The 19,534-nt window shown below is 51.1% G+C and carries 17 protein-coding genes and 1 pseudogene; 13 read left to right on the top strand and 5 right to left on the bottom strand.

The annotated features are described in order from the left end of the window. Positions 1–160 precede the first annotated feature (160 nt). Positions 161–421, bottom strand: a complete 261-nt coding sequence (locus tag ACMGGP_RS23190) for a hypothetical protein (RefSeq protein WP_498798978.1) — start codon at positions 419–421, stop codon at positions 161–163. 135 nt (positions 422–556) lie between these two features. On the opposite strand from ACMGGP_RS23190, the gene ACMGGP_RS23185 reads away from it, so the two are divergent. From ACMGGP_RS23185 to ACMGGP_RS23140, 10 genes are all read left to right on the top strand, one after another. Further along, the gene (locus ACMGGP_RS23185; RefSeq protein ID WP_498798977.1) at positions 557–2,839 is read left to right on the top strand and encodes a hypothetical protein; all 2,283 of its coding nucleotides are present in this window, start codon (positions 557–559) and stop codon (positions 2,837–2,839) included. 196 nt (positions 2,840–3,035) lie between these two features. Then, on the top strand, positions 3,036–3,728 hold the full coding sequence (locus ACMGGP_RS23180; protein WP_498798976.1) for a thioredoxin domain-containing protein: 693 nt from the start codon (positions 3,036–3,038) through the stop codon (positions 3,726–3,728). A 153-nt stretch (positions 3,729–3,881) separates the two neighbouring features. Beyond that, positions 3,882–4,871 carry a LysM peptidoglycan-binding domain-containing protein gene (locus ACMGGP_RS23175; protein WP_498798975.1) on the top strand — a complete coding sequence of 330 codons (990 nt, stop codon included), beginning with the start codon at positions 3,882–3,884 and terminating at the stop codon, positions 4,869–4,871. Positions 4,872–4,873: 2 nt separating this feature from the next. Next, the gene (locus tag ACMGGP_RS23170; RefSeq protein ID WP_498798974.1) at positions 4,874–5,989 is read left to right on the top strand and encodes a phage late control D family protein; all 1,116 of its coding nucleotides are present in this window, start codon (positions 4,874–4,876) and stop codon (positions 5,987–5,989) included. Beyond that, on the top strand, positions 5,986–6,597 hold the full coding sequence (locus ACMGGP_RS23165) for a hypothetical protein (RefSeq protein WP_498798973.1): 612 nt from the start codon (positions 5,986–5,988) through the stop codon (positions 6,595–6,597). The genes ACMGGP_RS23170 and ACMGGP_RS23165 overlap by 4 nt, the downstream gene beginning before the upstream one ends. A 3-nt stretch (positions 6,598–6,600) precedes the next feature. Then, on the top strand, positions 6,601–6,966 hold the full coding sequence (locus ACMGGP_RS23160) for a phage tail protein (protein WP_340278857.1): 366 nt from the start codon (positions 6,601–6,603) through the stop codon (positions 6,964–6,966). A 4-nt stretch (positions 6,967–6,970) separates the two neighbouring features. Further along, positions 6,971–8,080: a baseplate J/gp47 family protein gene (locus tag ACMGGP_RS23155; RefSeq protein WP_498798972.1), complete on the top strand. Its 1,110-nt coding sequence runs from the start codon at positions 6,971–6,973 to the stop codon at positions 8,078–8,080. Then, complete coding sequence (locus ACMGGP_RS23150; protein WP_498798971.1) at positions 8,081–8,743, top strand: UCP028438 family phage-derived protein; 663 nt, start codon at positions 8,081–8,083, stop codon at positions 8,741–8,743. 56 nt (positions 8,744–8,799) lie between these two features. Next, the gene (locus tag ACMGGP_RS23145) at positions 8,800–10,230 is read left to right on the top strand and encodes a hypothetical protein (RefSeq protein WP_498798970.1); all 1,431 of its coding nucleotides are present in this window, start codon (positions 8,800–8,802) and stop codon (positions 10,228–10,230) included. Positions 10,231–10,232: 2 nt separating this feature from the next. Next, positions 10,233–10,658, top strand: coding sequence for a tail fiber assembly protein (locus ACMGGP_RS23140; RefSeq protein ID WP_099257122.1), 426 nt, complete (start codon positions 10,233–10,235; stop codon positions 10,656–10,658). Positions 10,659–10,694: 36 nt separating this feature from the next. Here ACMGGP_RS23140 and ACMGGP_RS23135 read toward each other — a convergent pair whose 3' ends face one another. Beyond that, on the bottom strand, positions 10,695–11,300 hold the full coding sequence (locus ACMGGP_RS23135) for an Ail/Lom family outer membrane beta-barrel protein (RefSeq protein ID WP_498798969.1): 606 nt from the start codon (positions 11,298–11,300) through the stop codon (positions 10,695–10,697). A 1,284-nt stretch (positions 11,301–12,584) separates the two neighbouring features. On the opposite strand from ACMGGP_RS23135, the pseudogene ACMGGP_RS23130 reads away from it, so the two are divergent. Together ACMGGP_RS23130 and ACMGGP_RS23125 are read left to right on the top strand one after the other, a co-directional pair. Continuing rightward, positions 12,585–13,705, top strand: a pseudogene (locus ACMGGP_RS23130) (IS3 family transposase). A 1,004-nt stretch (positions 13,706–14,709) separates the two neighbouring features. Then, entirely contained in the window at positions 14,710–14,943 is a 234-nt protein-coding gene (locus ACMGGP_RS23125; protein WP_498798968.1) for a hypothetical protein, read from the top strand. A 143-nt stretch (positions 14,944–15,086) separates the two neighbouring features. Here the strand turns inward: ACMGGP_RS23125 and ACMGGP_RS23120 are convergent, their stop codons facing one another. Both ACMGGP_RS23120 and ACMGGP_RS23115 read right to left on the bottom strand, forming a co-directional pair. Next, positions 15,087–15,341, bottom strand: a complete 255-nt coding sequence (locus ACMGGP_RS23120) for a PhzF family phenazine biosynthesis protein (RefSeq protein WP_498798989.1) — start codon at positions 15,339–15,341, stop codon at positions 15,087–15,089. Between the two features lie 625 nt (positions 15,342–15,966). Beyond that, positions 15,967–16,884: a LysR family transcriptional regulator gene (locus tag ACMGGP_RS23115; protein WP_010246961.1), complete on the bottom strand. Its 918-nt coding sequence runs from the start codon at positions 16,882–16,884 to the stop codon at positions 15,967–15,969. 161 nt (positions 16,885–17,045) lie between these two features. Here ACMGGP_RS23115 and ACMGGP_RS23110 point away from each other — a divergent pair, with 161 nt between their 5' ends. Further along, entirely contained in the window at positions 17,046–17,726 is a 681-nt protein-coding gene (locus tag ACMGGP_RS23110) for a type 1 glutamine amidotransferase domain-containing protein (protein ID WP_498798967.1), read from the top strand. Positions 17,727–18,812: 1,086 nt separating this feature from the next. On the opposite strand, the gene ACMGGP_RS23105 is transcribed toward ACMGGP_RS23110, so the two are convergent. After that, positions 18,813–19,325, bottom strand: coding sequence for a LysR substrate-binding domain-containing protein (locus tag ACMGGP_RS23105; protein ID WP_249406841.1), 513 nt, complete (start codon positions 19,323–19,325; stop codon positions 18,813–18,815). Positions 19,326–19,534 lie beyond the last annotated feature (209 nt).

Below are 19,534 nucleotides of genomic sequence, written 5' to 3'. Positions count from 1 at the left end.
GCTTTCTGAGCCATGCGAAAGCATGGGATAAACATCAAAAACCAGATGATTGAGGACAGGACTGCGAGAGGGTTTGGTTGTTCCATTGAGCGTTCTCCTTGAATTACATGCCTTAAGTATCGGCAGTCAGCCTTAATTATTCAGTGTGAATTAGCACTGTTTATGGCTTCTTTAGCAAATCAATCTGCAGAAGTAGGCGCTTATGTGTCTCGATCGCATCCCATATCTGGTCTTGAGTGTCACCGTCCCATTCGGGGCAAACAGCAAACTCTGCGCGAAATAGCTTCAGCCTGATATGGATAGCCGCCACTTCGTCTCGATTGCATTTTGTCGCGATAAAGTTGAGTTGAGTGTCAGTTGTTCGCTTATAAAGCGACTGAACATCTCGGGATTTTTCAAATAACCGGGAGAGCTTATCCATAGCCTGAGGCTCCTATAATTGGGTCCAAGCCAATTATCGACAGTTAAACGTTAAAGTTCAGTATCCCTTTTGTATGTTGAGCTCCGCAAACAGACTCGCTGCGGCGGGTTTTTATGCACATAAAACGAGGTTCCTATGGATATTCAGGCTTACCGTGTAGCCGTGCGCCTTGCACTGGATGACCAGATTACACGCAACCTGCTTCAGGTAAGCCGTGATGCGATTGAGCTAAATAAGAAGTTCGTCACCATCACCAGGAACATCAAAGCACTGACCCGTGCGGCCCGCGAGGCAACATCTGCGCTGCGGGCGCTCAATCGCTCCCTCAATAATGAGTTCTCTGGTGCGTCACGCGGCGCGCGTGAATATGCCGGTGCCATCCGCGAGATTGCTGACCAGACACAGCGTATCAACCGGGCCTCGCGTAATGCCCCGCTGCTGGCAGGTGGTTACGGTGCAGCCATGACACTGCCCGTTCTGGCAGCGGGGGCCGCCGCTGCAGGTGGCAGCGGTGGATATGGCAGCCCTGGCGGGAGGCTCGCACTCCCTCCGCCTTCAGGACAGGGTGGCTGGTGGCATGGCTGGCATAATGGCGTGCCCCCGGGGGGCTGGGGCGGCGGCGGTGCAGGGCGTGGTGGCGGTGATGGACACCCTCCCGGCGGAGGCTCCTTTTCAGAGGGTATGACAAATCTGGCCACCGGCTATCTGGGTTTCAGAATGCTGAAGGGCTTTGTTGATGAGGCAGCCCGCTACCAGACCATGACCGAGAAGTTCAGACAGTTCGGCATGGGTCAGGCTGCGACAGATGAAGCACAACGTTTCGCTGAAACTACCCGTATCCGGGGCTCCTCGGCCACTGACATAATGAAATATCTTGTGGAAGCGCAGGGGGTATTCAGCGAATCCGGAGCAAAAACGCTGGATGAGCAGCTGCGCGCGGCAAAACTGGCGGCACCGGTGCTGGCGCGTATCACCTTCGCCTCCCGCGGGCTGGATGAACATCAGCGTGAAGCCACAACCGCAAAACAGATGGATATGCTGCGCTTCACCGAGACGGCGGGTGGACTGAAAAGCCCGGAGCGCTTCAACGAACTGATGGACGCGGCGTTCCGTGCCATACAGTCTTCAGGCGGTAATGTCGATTTCACCCAGTACCGTCAGTTTATGGCCAAAGCGGGCACCTCTGCCTTCAACCTGAGCAATAAAGCCCTGTTTGCTGAGCTGGAGCCGATTATAGGTGAACTGAAGGGCAGTTCAGCGGGTGATGCGCTGATGACCGCTTACAACCGGTTAAACGGGATTGTGAAGCTGCCTAATCAGGTTACGCACGACCTGATGACGATGGGCATCTGGGATGCCAGCAAGATTGAACTCAACAGCCTGGGCGGCGTGAAGCGTTTCCGGGGCAATCCACTTATCAACGCGCAGCTCTTCAGCCAGTCGCCTGTCGAATACTATGAAAACGTCATCCTGCCACTCTACCGCAGGCACCATTACACCGAAGAACAGAAGCAGCGTGAGAACGCCCTGATATTCGGGCGTACCGGCGGCAAGATGTTCAGTCTCATCGACAAACAGCTTGAGACCATTCATCACCGCATTGATGCCTACGGAGTCGCGCGCGGCCTGAATGATGCCTATGGTGCGGTCGGCAGCACTTACAACGGCAAAGCGATCGACTTTCACAAGAAATGGCAGGACCTGCAGCGGGTGATGGGGAAAGATGGCGGCCTGCTGGACACCTTCACACAGGGTCTAGACATGCTCACGCACTCTCTTCAGCAGATGGCAGACATTGCGCACCGGCATCCTGAGATGGCGAAGTTTGCGGGGCAGGCGGCGCTGTCCGTGACCGGCCTTGCAGGCATCAGTGGCGGATTCTGGCTCATCAGACATGCTGCGGGCGCACTGCTGACACCACTTAAACTGGCGGGCTGGGGCATTGACCTGCTTATTGGCAGAAGCGCCACTACAGGTCTGACAGGACTCACCGCCGCGCTGACCGGTCTGCCGGGCATAATCTCTGCCGTAACGCTTGCCGCCCTGTATCCGGGCAGCACGGTATCGCAGAGCCGGGAAATGGCAGAGCGTGGCAGACTGGCACGTCAGAATGCGCTTGACCACGGCGTTGCCTATAAACCCTGGATGCCTGCCCAGGCGGACTTCGACAGACAGCATCTTCGTGAGCAGGCGTTTCGTAAAACCGGCAGGTATCCCCCGATACCGCCAGTTTCTGGCGTTAATAACGGGCAGCCCGTAAATCTGCTGATGACGCATGAAGGTCGACAGGTACTGGTGGCCACTGTCATGAGTGGCATCAGTAAGCAGGCAGCCAGAGCACCGTCATCCACCAGCACCTTCGATCCATCCATGCTGATGGTGTATCCCGGTCAGGCTGGCAGCCTCTCTCTGCCCTGATGACAGCCTGGTTTGAACCACATCCCTGCAGGCAGGCCTTATATGCCTCTTCTTCAGCTAACACCTTCACAGCTTCCGGTATTCAGAATTCTGAACGCCGCTTTGGCCATGCTGATTTCACTGTTAGTGAGGTAATGAAAATCGCAGTCACTGCGTTCCGTTATGGCAACTGTGAGATTATCTGTGGAGCAGGATAATGCTTAATGAATTCGTTTTATTGCTGATGCTCATGGGCGCAGGGCAGGCAACTGCCGGGGTGGCGCATCATCAGGCAAACACTGGCATTACCGCAGAACAGCCGCAGCGTCCATCGCAGACAGATGCTCTGATGCGCAATAAACTGCTGAACGATCCGCTCTCTCCAGTCGTTGGTGCTGAGCAACCTGTACTGAAAATTGTCAGTTTCGTGAACTACGACTGTATTCATTGCAAACGACTGGACAGTAATCTGGAAAAGCTTTTAAAGGCCTATCCTCAGATTGCGATCACCTACAAACTGATTTCATACGGTCCGGAAGCGTCAACCGCTGTTACGCGCATGGCGCTAGCCGTCTGGATCGAAGAACCTGAAAAATTCCATGCTTTTCACCATGCGCTGATGTCAGACAGCGGTATGGGTGACGACCTGCGTATTTATTCAGCCCTGCATGCTGCCGGAATGAAAGTCACAACTTATCCGCTTGATACACAGAACATTATCGAAGTGAATAAGGCGTTAATGAGACGGCTTCATTACTCAGGTACGCCGACAACCATTATCGGGGACAGGGTGCTGACTGGCGAGGTTACTTATGACTTGCTGGAAGAGGCCGTCAACATCGCACTGGCCGGAATAAATGACAGTCATCATCTGGCTGACCTGCAGCAGAATAAAATCCGGACTGAATAACGTCTGGGTAGATGCTTTTTTGCACCATATTTGATGTCCGGACATCTTTTGCAGGCAGCCTGAACGGTCAGGCTCTGAAAATTCGCATGCCTCCCGGCAGATGGCGGCTCCTATTTTTCATTGTCAGTCATATCTGAAACAGGCACTCGCAGTATGTCCCTTCTGAATTCTCTCACGCAGTTTGCTCAGGGTATCGATCCGACTGTTACCCGGCTTATGCTGGGCGACTTCGAGTTTATGGAATTTGAGGTCCCCGAACAGGTTGTCATTCACGGCAGACAGAAAACCGTCCGGCATCAGCTGATTGGCGGCCACCGCATTATTGATGTGCTGGGCACGGAGTATGAGCCACTGACCTGGTCTGGCATCATCACGGGCTCGCAGGCGGGTGAGCGTGTCAGCGCGCTTGAACGCATGCGGGATGCCGGGCACCCGGTTCTGTTGACGCTCGATGACTATCGTTTCACGGTGGTCATCACCGCGTTCAGTCCGGTCTACGAATATGTCTGGCGCCGCCCCTATTCCATTGAGGTCGCGGTTGTCCGCAATGAGGGCTCGCCAGCGAAAGTGGATGCCCTGACCGGGGCGCTGCGGGAGCTGATTGACAGCGACCTGGGCCGCGCGCTGGGCCTTGCCAGTATCATCAACGTTGATGCCGTTACGCAGGCAATCAGAAATCTGCATCAGGCGGTTAAGAAGGTAACGGACTTTGCGCATGCTACTGTTGCGCAGATTCAGTCCGTTGTCAGACCCCTGATTGCTGCCCGGAATATCATTCAGCATGAGCTGGCACTGCTTGAGGCTGCGACTCTGGAGATTACCTCACTGGGTGGACTGGTACCCGGCAATCCCATATCAAAAACCGTCAGTAATCTGCTTCTTCAGTCAGACCACGCGACCCGCATTCCGGCCCTGTATCATCTTCAGAATGTGCTGGGCAGGCTCAACAAAAATGTAAACTCAGGGCAGGCCGCCAATGGCGTCAGAGCGGTAACGTTGTCCGGTGGCAATCTGTATAAGGTGGCATCAGAGCAGTATGGGGACGCCTCTTTATGGACCAGTATTGCCGATGCCAATGACCTGGCCGATCCGCAACTGAGCGGCATTCACACGCTGAAAATACCCACCAGCCCGGCGAGTTAGCGATGAACGTCAGCAACCCCATTACCGAATCGGGCGCCCGCCAAGTCAGCGGGCGTTGTGTTTTAAATGACAAAGACGTGCCATTTGTATCATTCAGCGTTGAGAACAATGCCTTTCGTGGTGCAGGGACGTTTGAGCTAACGCTGGCAATTTCAGCGCTGCCGCCGGACATGCAGCTGCTTAACTGGTGGGCGGTGCAGACCACGATCAGGACCGAGCTGTTCATTTCGATAGTAACCCAGACCGGTGTTAACGAGAAAAGACACATCACAGGCAGCATTGATACCTGGCATTACGAACCGGCACGCTTTGAGATTTCAGCAGAAGGGCGCGATTTCACCGCAAAGCTAATTGATGCGAAGACACCGGGTGAAAGCTTTAAAAATCTCACCAGTTCACAGATAGTCACCACGCTGGCGCAGCGTCACGGCCTGACACCGGTTGTGACGGCGACGACACAGCGCGTCGGTGAATACTATAAGATCGATTCGACACACCTGACAGGCGAACAGACGGAATGGGACCTGATAACCAGCCTGGCGGGCATCGAAAACTTTTCGGTTTATGTGGAAGGTGACAGCCTGCATTTCGAACCCCGACGCGACCCTGCGGGTGATGATGATTATGTTATCCGCTGGCAGCCTCCCGGTGAGCAGGCGTATCCCCGCTGCCATGTCTCCGATGACCTGACATTTTCACGTGCGCTGACAATTGCCAGGGGAGTGTCGGTTGAGGTGCTCAGCTGGAATGCAAAGTGCAAGAATAAACAGTTCAGTGCCTCTTACCCAAACCCTGGTAAGCGAACAGTTCCCGGAAGCGCCTCATCTGACACGCAGATTTATCGTGTCATACGTAACGGATTAACGCCTGAAGCCGCCCATGCGCTGGCACAGTCCATCTACCGGCAGGTGATACAGCACGAGATGAACGTCAGCGGATCAACGGCAGGTGACAACCTGCTCATGCCTTACATGCATGTACGTATTGAGGGTACACAAAGCCCGTTCGACCAGATTTACCATTGTGATCGGGTGCGACGTACGCTGAGCTGGGAAACAGGCTACACCATGCAGATGTCGGGTAAGAACCACAGCACGGCGCCGGGTGTTGAGCGGTGAGGGCGCTGCTGAATATCATGGCGGCGACATCGCGCCAGTGCAATGCGGGTGAGAGGGGCACACGTCAGGGCATTATCACGGCCTATGACCCGGACAACTACACAGTGAAGGTACTGCTGCAGCCGACGGGTGAGGAAACCGGCTGGATCCCCCTCAGCACGCCATGGGCAGGAAACGGCTGGGGGCTTGCGGCAGGGCCGATGATTGGTGCCGTAGCTGAGGTTGAGTTTGATTCCAGCCTGGCCGGGGTTGGTATGGCGGCAGGGCAGTTTTATAACGATGAAGACCGCTGCCCGGGTCCCCCTTCCGGTGAATTCTGGCTGGTGCATCAGGGCGGATCGCTTTTAAAGTTTCTCAACAGCGGGGACGTCCTGCTGAGTGCGAAGGAAAAACTCATTTATGACGCACCAGCACATCACTTTACTGGTGGCGACGTCCGGATAGATGAAAATCTGACGGTCGGTAAAGAGATCAGCGACAACAATGGTCGCTATGGCACGGTTCATCATATTCGTACCGTTTATAGCGGTCACACACATCTCGAGAAAGGTCAGGGCAACTTTACAGCCCCGCCAGAACAGCAAATCAAAGCCACTCTGCAACGGTAACCTATGCACGACCTTTATCATTTTACCGGAGGAGATCTTGCGCCCTCCTCTACGGGCGATCTGCGCACGGCTCTGGGCAGCGTTCGCACGAAGCAACGTATTCTGCGACGACTGCTGACCAACCCCGGTGATTATCTGTTTCATCCTGAATACGGTGCCGGGCTGGGTAAAAAAGTCGGTGAAGCTGTACAGCCGGGCGAGTGGAAGGCGCTCATCAGCGGCCAGATGCTGCTTGAAGAGGCCGTCGCGCACTATCCACCGCCAGTAGTGAAACTGGTCCTGATAGAAGGGGGCGTCAGCGTATCCATTGTCTACACCGATGCCCTGACCGGCACGCCAGAAACTCTCCACTTCGATGTCGCGAGGTAAGCGGATGTCATCGCTCAACGTCAAATCCTTCACTGAACTCGTCGGCGAACAGGTCACAGCGATACAGGCTCGGGCAGCAAAGCTGGTGGATTTTTCCATCGGGAGCATTCTGCGTTCACTGGCTGAATCCAATGCCGGTGTGGTCATGTGGCTCCAGCAGCTGATTGTAAAGCTGCTGGTGACAACCCGCGCGGCGACATGCTCCGGCGAAGACCTGGACAGCTGGATGGCAGACTTTGGTTTTTTCCGTCGCTCTGCTGTACAGGCTGCCGGTAACGTGACGTTCTCCCGTCTTACCCCCGCGAGCCAGGCCCTTATCCCGGTCGGGACAAAGATAACCACCCTCGATGGCACACAGAGCTACACGGTTATTGCCGACCGGCCCGGACAGTCGGGCTATGTCATCGCAGCGGGTGTGATTTCCCTGGAGGTACCGGTGAGGGCAGATACCGCAGGCGCTGCAGGTAATGCGCAGCCGGGTACCGTCACCCTTATTACGGGTTCTGTGTTATATGTCGATCAGGTGACTAACCCAGCGGCGTTTGTGGGCGGTCAGGACGCTGAATCAGACGACGATTTCCGCGCGCGATTCAGAATGTGGATCGCTTCATTATCAAAAGCCACAAGAGCGGCGATTACGTTTGCGCTCAGCAATGTTCAGCGCGGCGTCAGCTTTACCCTGACCGAGAATGTCTCCTGGGACGGTAGACCACAGCCGGGCTATTTTTATGCCGTTATTGATGATGGCAGCGGTATGCCGCCACGCGAATTGCTTGATCGTGCATACAGGGCTATTGACGATGTGCGCGGATTTACCATCGCCTTTGGGGTTTTCAGGCCGGTGGTCATCTATGCAAAGGTCATACTTTCATTTACGACAGATAATGAAACAGATCACTCTAAGGTGGCCGGTCTGATTGAGGCGGCCGTATCGCAATACATTGCAGACCTTCATCCCGGACAGCTTCTGGCCTACACCCGGATCATCAGAGTGGCCTATGCGGCCAGTCCACTGGTCACGAACGTGACATACCTTACCCTCAATGACGGTAAAGCTGACCTTGCGGCCTCGTCAAAACAGGTTATTCGCAAAGGTCAGATTACGGTGAGCTGAATGGCTAAAGGTGACAGGAACGACTTTCTCAACCGGCTTCATGCGCTGCTGCCGCCAGGCTGGTTCAGTGATGACACACCGATTTTCGAAGGTGTGCTTTCAGCCTGTGCCACCGCGTTATCCTGGTGCTACACCCTTTATCGCTACGCACATAAGCAGACTCGCATCTCCACGGCGAGTGATGGCTGGCTGGACGTTGCAGCCTATGACTTCTTTGGCACTAGCCTGACCAGACGTGCAGGTATGTCTGATGACCCCTTCCGGATCCAGATAAAAACGAATCTGCTTCGCGAGCGGGGTACGCGTCAGGCCGTTACCAACATTATTGAGATGCTGACCGGGAACACACCAGTCGTGTTCGAGCCGTCACGCCCTGCAGATACAGGTGCGTATGGCGGACCTGCAATCGGTTATGGTGCTGCGGGTGGATATGGATCACATTGTCTGCCTTACCAGGCATTTGTGGTCGTCAGTCGTCCGCGCGGTCAGGGCATCCCCCAGGTGGCAGGCTACGGAATTTCAACAGCGGGCTATGGCAGTGCTTCGCGCGCCCAATATGTCTCCCGGGGAATGGTTAAGGGCAGTGTTACGGATGCACAGATTTATGCTGCGATCGAAGCCGTCAAACCGGAAGGCACGCTGGTCTGGGTGAGAATTCATTAATCTCTCTTCCTTCGTTAACAATCATGCAATGGCCACCCTGAAGGTGGCCTTTTTTAATGGGTAACTTTATGGATCGTCAGATTGTTTATCCGGGCGCTATTCCGCTCGAAACCGACCTGCTTAATACCAATAAATTCGCCATGACAGGGCTGGCGAAACTGGCGTCAGCCTTTCTGGGTGAGAGTACCTGGCTATGTGGTCTGGTATGTAAGCCTTCCGCACCGGCTTCCATGACTGTTCAGGTCGGGGAGGGGCAGATTTATTCCCTGCAGCATATTGATGGCACGCCTTACTCGTCACTGGCTGCCGATAACATCAATACTATTCTGAAGCAGGGTCTGAGTCTGACACCCTGCCTTTTCAGGCTTGATGCACCCGCCATGCAGGGGCACAGCATCAACTACCTCATTCAGGTGGCTTATGCCGACACTGACACGGGGCCCGCTGTGCTGCCATATTACAATGCTGCTGATCCGGCGATCGCTTTCAGCGGACCAGATAACAGCGGCGCACCACAAAACACGGTAAGATCCGGTGGCTGTCATGTCTCATTAAAAGCGGGTATGGCCGCCCGAAAAGGTGAACAGATAGCCCCGACACCGGATCCCGGTTATACGGCAGCATGGGTAATTACCGTGGATAGCGGCGCATTATCCATTGATGCTTCAGCGATACATATGGCTGAGGATGCGCCTTTTCTTCCTGAGGATGGCATCATTGCTGCTGTGCAGCAGGGACGTCTTAACAGTGGCAAAGTTAAAAGCGAGGGTGATAACTTTCATCTGATCTGCCAGCCACCCGTCACAAAGCTCACAGATGGCATGCGTCTGTTCTTTCGCACACAGGCGACTAATGCAGGGGCATGCAAACTCCGTGTCGGTGATTTCCCGGCCTGTCCGGTCTTAAACGATGACGCCAGAGAACTCAGGAAGGGTACCCTAAGCAGCTGCCAGCAAAATGAAGTTGAGTGGAATGCGACTCTGAATGCCTGGATCCTGTGTAATAACCAGCAGCATATTGACTGGAGTAATTTTGATCGCCGCTATATTCCCGTAAGCGGCGGGGAAGTAAAAGGTCCGTTAAACGTTGAAGGCTCACTGAGCACCGACATGCCATTGAAGATTGGGAAAGCAGAAGTCACTACTAAAGGCGATATTGCTGGAGAAGCATGGAGCGGCGGAAGTCTGCATTCATGGCTGGCAGGCCGTTCAGCATCATTTGTTCATAAGACAAAAGGCTTCCCTTTCATCTGGAAAGATCCGGTCAGTAAGCTCGTTATTCAGGGAGGACTGCATGAAACAAGCAAAGGCGAGATTAATTACCCGGCAGCTTTTCCCAACTACTGTTCCCTCGTATTAATTACGCAATGTGGCAGACATAAAATGAGTAAAGACAATTCATTTATATCAGATGTTAATCAATTAAACTTTACCCTGCACGCCGGCAATGGTGAACCCGCATTCTACTGGCTGGCTATGGGGTATTGATTATGCAGATGGGTTTCAGTGCAAAAAGTAATGCCTTTTATTTTCTGGATGAGGAGGCCGCTTACAGAGGAAACGGTATCTGGCAGGAGGATATTATTCCTGTTTCTGATGAAGTCTGGCAACAGTTTACCGGTACCCCCCCAGAAGGGAAACAGCGTGGGTCTGGCAAGGAAGGAATGCCCGTCTGGACGGATATCCCTGAACAGGAATACAGCACTATTGAGGATAATCAGGCAATAAAGAATGCGCTGCTGGAAAAAGCCGATACCGAAATACGCATGCTGGCGGTAGTGCAGGATGTATACGGACTAAATGAAGAAGAGAAACAGAAACTCGACGCCTGGAAAAAACATTTAGCTGAAGTATACAGGCTGAATGCAAGTGTAATGAAAAAAATAGACTGGCCAGCAGCACCAGGCAATAGTTGAAAGTGGCTCGTCCGGAACGAGCCACTGAATTAATACTTAAAAGCGATATCCCGCATTGACGAAGACACTGGTCATCTTATGTTTTTTTGATGCAAATGCGGCCTGAGATCCTTCAAAGCCCACAGTTAATGCCAGATTTTCGGTTGCATCAAATGTCAGCCCTGTGCTGTATGCAAACTGGTTGGATGAAGTGGAACCATTTTTCATCTGAGAGTTGTTGCGATCATCGAAGATTAATGGATTATCTACTTTCGTATGCGAAATCCCCCCTAAGGCAAAGACGCTGAGTTTCTCTGAGATGCGATAGGTCGGGCCGATCAGAGCAGAGTAATATTCTGCCTGTCTGTCTAACCGATGTTTTGCATTATAATTCTCTTTGCATTGTGCATTACTCCTTCTGCACTCAGTGTCAGCATCCTGCCAGTTCTTCTTCATCACCGACACAGATCCCATGAAACCCCACGGTGATGATGTCTCGTACTGAAACCTGAAGTTTCCGCCCTGAATTTCACCAAAATCTTTAATATGGCCACGCTGGTAACCAAAAGACATGGTAGGCCTTACATCCGTATCCTCAGCCATCGCATTGGTACACAAAATTGTGGTGGCCAGCAAAGCCATGGACGCTTTTCTGAATAACATCTGAACTCCTGCTTAAAAGTGGGATGCATGATTCGGCATGCACAACCGTTTAGAGGAGGCCATTTTCAATCAGGTACAATTCAGAAAAGTGAAAATTAAGTATGTCTTTTCAGTCTGTTACAGTTGATTTTTCCGGAGCTGCCGGGTTAATTGCGGAGCATGCAAAAAGTGAGTTAAGGGTAGTAATACAGTTCATCGTTGGATGTCGTAGAATGGATTTTAAGTGAAGCGACGGCAGCTTTGTTCGTAGCTGGACTAACGTCCAGGCTCTTCACAGGAAAGCCAGCGGGAATCTGGAAGGCGTGCTCCTTAATCGAGACCACTGAATTTACGGTTCAGCAGAATGGTTTAGATTCTGCTTCTTTAGGCAAGAGATGAAGCATAAAAAGGGAATTTGAGGAACAGGTGTGTCAGACAGCATGCATGGCAATGGGGAAGGCTGTCTGGGAGCTGGTTGCTGGTGGGGAGCCAGTGACGCCGGAGAACGTTGCCAGCAGAATTCTGGCTCTTTCAGAGCGTCGGGATGATCTGGCGGCCAGCATTGCATTGTCGGTGCTTTTACAGGCGTAAAAAGGAGGCGGGGCAGGCAATACAGATAGAATCTTGAAAGCCATCAATGTCCGCTTTGTGCCATAAGCGGACGCTGACTTATCAACAACCCACTTGAGTATTAGGGTGAATCCTGCTCACGGCTGGATCATCATAAGAAAGAGCCGCCCAGAGGCGGCTAGTCATTATTTGCGTGGTTTATCCGCATCCGAGCGCTTCTCTCGAACTCTTCCATCATTGTTACGATCGCGGGGCTGGGTACCACCGCCAGGTTTAGGAACAACTACGCCAGGATTGAGTGGTCTTCTGTCCGCCATAATTCCATTTCCTAATAGAATGGCAAAAGTGCCGTCTTTTTGATACGCCTAGTATCATGACCTTTCAATCCCGATAAGAAGATATGTTGCGCGGCATCATCTTTTTTCCTCTTTTCGCTCATAGCAGGCATTAATCTGAAGTTAATCCGCTTTGTGCCAGAAGCGGCCTCTTTGCTTTCATCTGTAAAGAACAGAAAGCTTGAATCTTTAACTGAAGACTTTAAGTAAATCATTTTTCTAAAGCTTTATGTCGCTCTGCCGTTACTTGAAAAAAGCCATCGATTTAAATCACGGACTTAGCTTTATTCAGGATGGAGAGAAATTTAACTATGAATATCAATACATTATGACCTGCTCCCCGTTGATTAATACACCACGATGTTAGTAATGTCTTCATAAGCCACATGAGGACATCCCCATGAAGAAGCGTTTTTCCGACGAACAGATCATCAGTATTCTCCGCGAGGCCGAAGCCGGGGTTTCTGCCCGTGAGCTCTGCCGTAAGCACGCCATTTCCGACGCCACCTTTTACACCTAGCGTAAAAAGTATGGCGGTATGGAGGTGCCTGAGGTTAAGCGCCTGAAGTCGCTTGAAGAGGAGAACGCCCGCCTTAAGAAGCTGCTCGCCGAGGCCATGCTGGATAAGGAGGCGCTTCAGGTGGCTCTGGGGCGAAAGTACTGACGACAGACCAAAAGCGCGAAGCCGTGGTGTTGATATGTGATGCGACCGGTCTGTCGCAACGTCGAGCCTGCAGGCTGACTGGTTTGTCCCTGTCGACCTGCCGCTATGACGCTCAGCGTCCGGCGGCTGATGCCCATTTATCAGGGCGCATTACTGAACTGGCACTGGAGCGCAGGCGTTTTGGCTACCGCCGCATATGGCAGTTACTGCGCCGTGAAGGGCTTCTGGTTAATCACAAGCGCGTGTACCGCCTTTATCATCTGAACGGGCTGGGCGTTAAACGCAGACGTCGTCGTAAAGGGCTTGCAACAGAACGTCTGCCGCTGCTCCGCCCGGCGGCACCCAATCTGACCTGGTCGATGGATTTCGTCATGGATGCGCTGGCTACTGGCCGCAGGATCAAGTGCCTTACCTGCGTCGATGACTTCACAAAGGAATGCCTGACGGTCACTGTTGCCTTCGGGATTTCAGGTGTGCAGGTCACGCGTATTCTGGACAGCATTGCGCTGTTTCGTGGTTACCCGGCTACGATAAGAACCGATCAGGGCCCGGAATTTACCTGCCCCGCGCTCGATCAATGGGCCTTTGAGCATGGCGTAGAGCTGCGGCTTATCCAGCCCGGCAAGCCGACACAGAACGGATTTATTGAGAGTTTTAACGGACGCTTTCGCGATGAATGCCTGAATGAACACTGGTTCAGCGACGTCAGTCATGCCAGGAAAACCATCAGCGAATGGCGTCAGGATTATAACGAATGTCGCCCGCACTCCACGCTGAATTATCAGACGCCGTCTGAATTTGCAGCGAGCTGGAGAAAGGGTAATTCTGAGAGTGAAGAATCCGACATTACTAACTGAGTTTTGTATTTAATCCTGGGGGCAGGTCACTGTTTCTGGCAATATGGCCGCGTTGCTGGTAATGATGTGTGAGTCGATTGGGTTAATCATGCTGGTGGCTTCTGAGTCAATGTGAGGCGAGGGTAAACGGTTTGTAATATTTTGTTGCCCCTCTTTTTATGGTGAAACTAATGTTGGTCATGTAGAATTCCATCAGAACACAGCCGCTGCTGCCGCTGCTTCTGCACAAGAGATGGATACTATTACCCTGCGATATAATTTGCCTGCCCTGTGCAGGCTTTTTTTATGTCCTGTATTTGTGACTTACCGCTCCATTTGTTTACAAAATTTGCTTTATGTTGTCTTTGTACTAACTTATCCGCCTACATCCAACGCATGTTGTGCGTGTAATAGAGAGTATACATTTCCCCATTGAGTCAATTGCCTGCCATGAGCGGGCTTTTTTATGCCTGTTTTATAGGTGGCGAGAAGATCTGTTTGCAGGAACAGATTAGTCAGGCAATAACGGCTACAGTGAAACCGTTTTTCAGAGAACCCATAGCCCACATGTTATGAAAAAATGTCAATCAACCTCTTTGAGTCTGTTAGCTTGCCCTGTGCAGGTTTTTTATGTGCAAAGCGGTGTGCCTTATCTGGCTTATTCTAAAATGTAAGTTACATTATTGATGTAAAACGAACAGCTGCACCGGTCAGGATGCAACGTGTACAGCTCTAAGACAGAAACTTCTGGGATGCATTTAAGCCGCTATGCCCGGTTTTTTTCCACCCGGTACGCGTCTGCCTACGCAGTATGGCCAGAGATATTCCATTCACCAGCCAAAAGTTAAGAAGCTCTATGTGTTATTTTAAATGCTTTTTATTGGCTTTTTATCAGGAATAAACGGTAATTTACCGTAAATTTCCTCCTCTATTATCTTGGTTTTTTCGACTTCAATTCAGAGCCTCCTGCTATGTTTTTTATGTCAATGTCATACATTACCGGAGCAATACAGCAATGTTACTAAATGCTCAATGCAGTTAACCTGAACAGCACACCCTGTCTGATTATCAGTGATGGCAGAGCATTACGCGCCGCCGTGGAGGAGGATGACACTTCAGAAGAGGACGGCGAAATGCGCCAGCGAGTGCTGGCCGTGCAGGAACTGGAGCTCGTCACCCGAGTCAACATTATGCTGCGCGTTCTGTCATTCGGGCCACTCCGGATGAAGTACAGTCAGGTACTGGCTTTGTATAGTTAAGATTTTTCTCTATTGGTTATATGCTGATAAAAAAAAGTATTTCCGCACTTTCAGCTACATCCTTTCCTGTCATGTTTATCCGGATGAGATGCGTCACCATTACTCTTAAAAAGACCAGGCCGCGCTGACTTAGCGCAGACGCCTTACTGTCTCTGCGACCTGGATACCGCTCTTCCCTGCTCTGGTGATATATTGACCAGCCGGCGGGAGGTTACTTCTATAGCTTCACCCTGGCTGATTTCGACCGAGCCGCTTTTTGGCCAGCTGATGTCCCTCAGATATCCTGCCAGTGCAGCTGATGCTGCTACTCCGGTAGTCGGATCTTCATAAATATCACCGGCATGAAAAGGATTCCGGACATGAAAAAGCGTGAATTCGCGGCAAAAATCAGACGAAATGTTTTATAACCTTCACGACGTGCCAGCCTCTCGCCCTTCGCCAAGCCATACGCCATGGCATTAAGTGTTTCACGATCCCGTAATGCAAGAATAAGATGATCGCACCCACCATGCGCCACCGCTGGAGGGATGTTTAGATCGAGTTTGTCGTGGCTTTGGCCAAAAAGGCTGAGCGTATCATGCAGTGCCTTGTGTATAACGTAAAGTCAACGCTTAAGGCTAAGTGTGGCGATGCTGTCGCTTTCCAGCTCAGCACCCACCTGCAGGAATATTATTCAGAAGACTGGCTATGACCCACGGCGAAGAGATGATCGAAAGGGAAGGACTACAGAGGATTATGGTACCTGAAACGTTACCGAAAAATTTGTAGCACTGAATAAAGAATTGCGACTACAGAGTAACTCATAGGCTTCGATCTTAGTTTTATATTTTGTACATAGCAGTGTACATAACAAATAATTACTCTCAGAACAATCCCCTAAGGGCCCTATATGGCAGGGTTTGCAAAAGTAATGCTGTCATTTTCCTGAGTTATGAATTGGGAGGATGTTTGCCTCCGATGGGAATAATAGTAACTCAGGTTATGATATCAATATTAACTATTAGTGCGGCAATGGTGATCGTGCTAATTGTTTATCTGAGGATCAGACAGCGACTGTGCCGTCTCCGTTATCAACGCCCTGAACCAGCGATGGGCAGGATCGTCGCGATAGCGTGCATGCCAGCCCATTTCAACCGGAAAGGTGCCCAGGTCAACCGGCGCGGGAATGATTCTGAGCCGCTGATCGCGTGAAAGGTGCTGACAGATCAAACGCGGCAGGGTCGCGCAGTAGTCCGTGACCGCAATCATTTCCGGCACGGCCAGAAAGTGTGTGACGGAGACTGCAACCTGACGACGCAGGCCTCGCTGTTCAAGCGCCTGATATAAACCGGCGCGCATACGGCCAGGCGGCAGAACGTTGACGTGCTTTAGCTGCTCATATTGCTCCGCGCTGAGGTTTTCGCCCACCAGCGGATGATCGGCGCGTATCACGCAGGCCAGACCTTCATTCATCAGGTGCTGAACGACGAGATTGTCGGGCGGCTCCACGATACGGCCCAGCACCATATCGGTATTACCTGAAATCACACCGGTTTCAGTGACGTCATTGCCAAAAGGAGTGAGGCGGAGTCGGATGCCGGGCGCACAGCTCCTCAGACGAGCCACGATGGCAGGCATCATGATGAATTCGACATAGCTGTTAGGCGCAAGCGTGAAGAGCCGGGTGGCATGAAGCGGATCAAAGTCCTGCTGGCCAAGAATAACCTTGTCGATCGATGACAGCGCAGCACCGACCACTTGAGCCAGCTGTTCCGCTTTCGGCGTCGGTCGCATCCCGTAACGCTCGCGGATAAATAGCGGATCGTTGAGCGTTTCACGCAGCCGGTTTAATGCATTAGAAAGCGCCGGCTGGGTTATGCCAAGCCGTTCCGCTGCGCGGGTAACGTTGCGCTCTTCCATCATGACCAGCAAAACTGGCAGTAAATTCAGATCGTATTTCATTAAGCTATAATGCTATGTGAATAACTGAAATTGAAGAAATAAATTTCATAAATATTCGTAACCCCGCCATGATTAACGGGTCAACGCAGAAGATAGCGGCTCAGACGCTGGTTCTGACTATACTTACACCTGAAACCGACTAACTGTGATATGGAGCGGAAATGAAAATTTTAATGGTTTTGACCTCGCATGATGAGTTGGGCACCACTGGCAAGAAGACCGGTTTCTGGCTGGAAGAACTTGCCGCACCTTACTATGCATTTCTTGATGCGGGCGCAGAGATTACCCTGGCTTCACCGAAGGGCGGACAGCCTCCACTCGATCCAAAAAGTGATGAACCCGATTCTCAGACTGATGAGACCCGCCGCTTCCATGCCGATTCTGCTGCTCAGGCAGTACTGGCCTCGACCGTCAAGCTTGATACTGTTGATCAGGAAGCGTTTGATGCCGTTTTCTATCCAGGCGGCCATGGTCCTTTATGGGATCTGGCAAACGACAAACACTCCATTTCGCTGATTGAGCAAACCCTGCAGGCGGGCAAACCGGTTGCGCTGGTCTGTCATGCTCCAGGTGTCCTGCGTGATGTGAAAAATGCTGATGGCACGCCTCTGGTCAAAGGAAAGAAAGTTACTGGCTTCACGAACAGTGAAGAAGAGGGCGTTGGCCTGACTGAGGTGGTGCCGTTCCTGGTTGAAGATGTGCTGAAACAGAACAGGGGTCTCTACTCACGCGGTGATGACTGGCAGTCCTACACGGTTCAGGACGGTTTGCTGATTACCGGTCAGAACCCAGGTTCATCAGCCGAGACCGCGAAGGTTTTACTGGCAAGCCTGGCAAAATAAAGCTCTTTACAGCATGCTGAGTTCTGAGGGCGCCTGCGGGCGCCTTTTTTTATTCCTTCAGTTAAGTGCCGGGGCAGATAGTGACCTGCTTAATTATTCAGGTTGAATAGATTAGGGGTCAATTTTTCTTAATATTGATAATAAATTTACGGGCGCTTCAAAGCAAAATTATTGCCTAAAAAATTCACTGCAAATATAAACATGTTTTTAAAACCAGTGTTGACATCGTTTTTTATATCCGTAAAGTAGGACTCATCAGCGGCGTGCAGTTGCCCTGATAAACCGGAAACAAAAGCGTTATGAGTAAAGTAAAAAGGCCCGACAAATTTGTGAGTTGAACTTGTCGGTGGTTCTGTTAAACATTGTTCTTTAAAACTGTTCGTTAGTTAAGATAACCCTGTTAAATGGAGTCGAAGTAAGTCTTTAAGAAGTATGTAGTATCGCGTCGCGATGATGTAAGGCCTCGTAGTTCTGAACGTTACGTTACGACAGGATACGATTGCGGTTTAAACGTCGTAATGAAAGTAAGGCAACGCATCAAAGAGTATATATCGCGATGGGGGTGTGCAGATTTATACGGGCCTGACCTGTCTTTGTCTCCTGAAAGACTATCAGGTGGTTGAAACCGCTAATAATAGTGACATTTAAGTATCGTGATCATTATTATCCGCAGGATCTGTTCATAAATAGCAGTACCGAAGTAGTACCTATCAATTAAGTTAGTTAATGGTAAACGTAAAATCTGTAGTACCTTAAAAGCCCTGGCTATTTCAGTCAGGGCTTTTATCTTTTTACGATGTCTGTCAGTTCTTTTCAGAACGTAAATATGAGTAATTAACATTATCAAAGCAGCTTTTCTCGATAATATTTAAAGTGATTCACGCGCGATTTATTCTCCTGCTATTTTTTCCTCAGTTCAACACTCTTTTTCCTGAATTCCCCAGCATCAATTTTTACCCCGCTATCGACATAGCAAAGCGCGATTTTGCCTTTTCGACGTAGGACAGAATGCGATATAACGCCCCGTTATCCTGTCTGTTGCTTAAACAAAATCGCAAAACAGTGAGCCGCAGTCCGCTATCCCTGTTAATACACCACCGTTTTAGCCACGGACGCCAGTCGTTCACGCAGCCACTCATGCCCTTTGTGATGATGGGTTCGGTTATGCCAGGCCATGATTTTGCTGAAGTTAGGGATGATCAGCGGTGCTGGCAACATGACCAGACCCGTAGTGTCGACCGCCAGTCGTTTCGGTACCACGCTTACCAAATCAGTGACGCGCAAAATTTCCGGGAGCACCAGAAAACTGCAAACTGAGAGCGTTGCACGTCGGGCCCGGCCAATTGCAGCCAAAGCCTGGTCGGTGACCCCATGAAATTTTCCGACGGGCCACGAAACCAGCGCATGATCCTGCGCACAAAACTCATCCAGCGACAGCGTCGCACTGCCCGCCAGAGGATGATTTTCACTCAGCAGACAAACATATTCTTCATTGAACAGTTGCTGCGTATGCAATGTCGGCGGCGTGGTCTCTGGCGTCAGCAACGCCACATCAACGTCCCCATGTTCAAATTGTCCTGACAGGGTCTTATCTGGCAAAGTAATGATGAAAACATAATCAACCCAAAAAAGGAAAATGCATATGTTATACTTTTCAACTTATTGAAAAATAAGATCTATGTCCAAAATATACTGAAGAAAGACTTACTCAGCATGGTGATAGATGACTGATAGATTTCTCACCTGACAACTATGCATCTATAAGTTTCCACTAGTAATTCATATGAAAGTATCTCTTTTCAGGATTC

The organism is Curtobacterium sp. BNK-1, assembly GCF_048685235.1.
Taxonomy (GTDB): Bacteria; Pseudomonadota; Gammaproteobacteria; order Enterobacterales; family Enterobacteriaceae; genus Pantoea; species Pantoea agglomerans.
Note: the sequence above shows the minus strand (reverse complement) of the source record. Positions and strands in the feature narration are given on the sequence as shown.

Excerpts from the sequence above, each read along its gene's own strand:
- ACMGGP_RS23190 (WP_498798978.1), bottom strand. The coding sequence starts at position 421 with ATGGATAAGCTCTCCCGGTTATTTGAAAAATCCCGAGATGTTCAGTCG.
- ACMGGP_RS23185 (WP_498798977.1), top strand. The coding sequence starts at position 557 with ATGGATATTCAGGCTTACCGTGTAGCCGTGCGCCTTGCACTGGATGAC.
- ACMGGP_RS23180 (WP_498798976.1), top strand. The coding sequence starts at position 3,036 with ATGCTTAATGAATTCGTTTTATTGCTGATGCTCATGGGCGCAGGGCAG.
- ACMGGP_RS23175 (WP_498798975.1), top strand. The coding sequence starts at position 3,882 with ATGTCCCTTCTGAATTCTCTCACGCAGTTTGCTCAGGGTATCGATCCG.
- ACMGGP_RS23170 (WP_498798974.1), top strand. The coding sequence starts at position 4,874 with ATGAACGTCAGCAACCCCATTACCGAATCGGGCGCCCGCCAAGTCAGC.
- ACMGGP_RS23160 (WP_340278857.1), top strand. The coding sequence starts at position 6,601 with ATGCACGACCTTTATCATTTTACCGGAGGAGATCTTGCGCCCTCCTCT.
- ACMGGP_RS23155 (WP_498798972.1), top strand. The coding sequence starts at position 6,971 with ATGTCATCGCTCAACGTCAAATCCTTCACTGAACTCGTCGGCGAACAG.
- ACMGGP_RS23150 (WP_498798971.1), top strand. The coding sequence starts at position 8,081 with ATGGCTAAAGGTGACAGGAACGACTTTCTCAACCGGCTTCATGCGCTG.
- ACMGGP_RS23145 (WP_498798970.1), top strand. The coding sequence starts at position 8,800 with ATGGGTAACTTTATGGATCGTCAGATTGTTTATCCGGGCGCTATTCCG.
- ACMGGP_RS23140 (WP_099257122.1), top strand. The coding sequence starts at position 10,233 with ATGCAGATGGGTTTCAGTGCAAAAAGTAATGCCTTTTATTTTCTGGAT.
- ACMGGP_RS23135 (WP_498798969.1), bottom strand. The coding sequence starts at position 11,300 with ATGTTATTCAGAAAAGCGTCCATGGCTTTGCTGGCCACCACAATTTTG.
- ACMGGP_RS23125 (WP_498798968.1), top strand. The coding sequence starts at position 14,710 with ATGCTCAATGCAGTTAACCTGAACAGCACACCCTGTCTGATTATCAGT.
- ACMGGP_RS23115 (WP_010246961.1), bottom strand. The coding sequence starts at position 16,884 with ATGAAATACGATCTGAATTTACTGCCAGTTTTGCTGGTCATGATGGAA.
- ACMGGP_RS23110 (WP_498798967.1), top strand. The coding sequence starts at position 17,046 with ATGAAAATTTTAATGGTTTTGACCTCGCATGATGAGTTGGGCACCACT.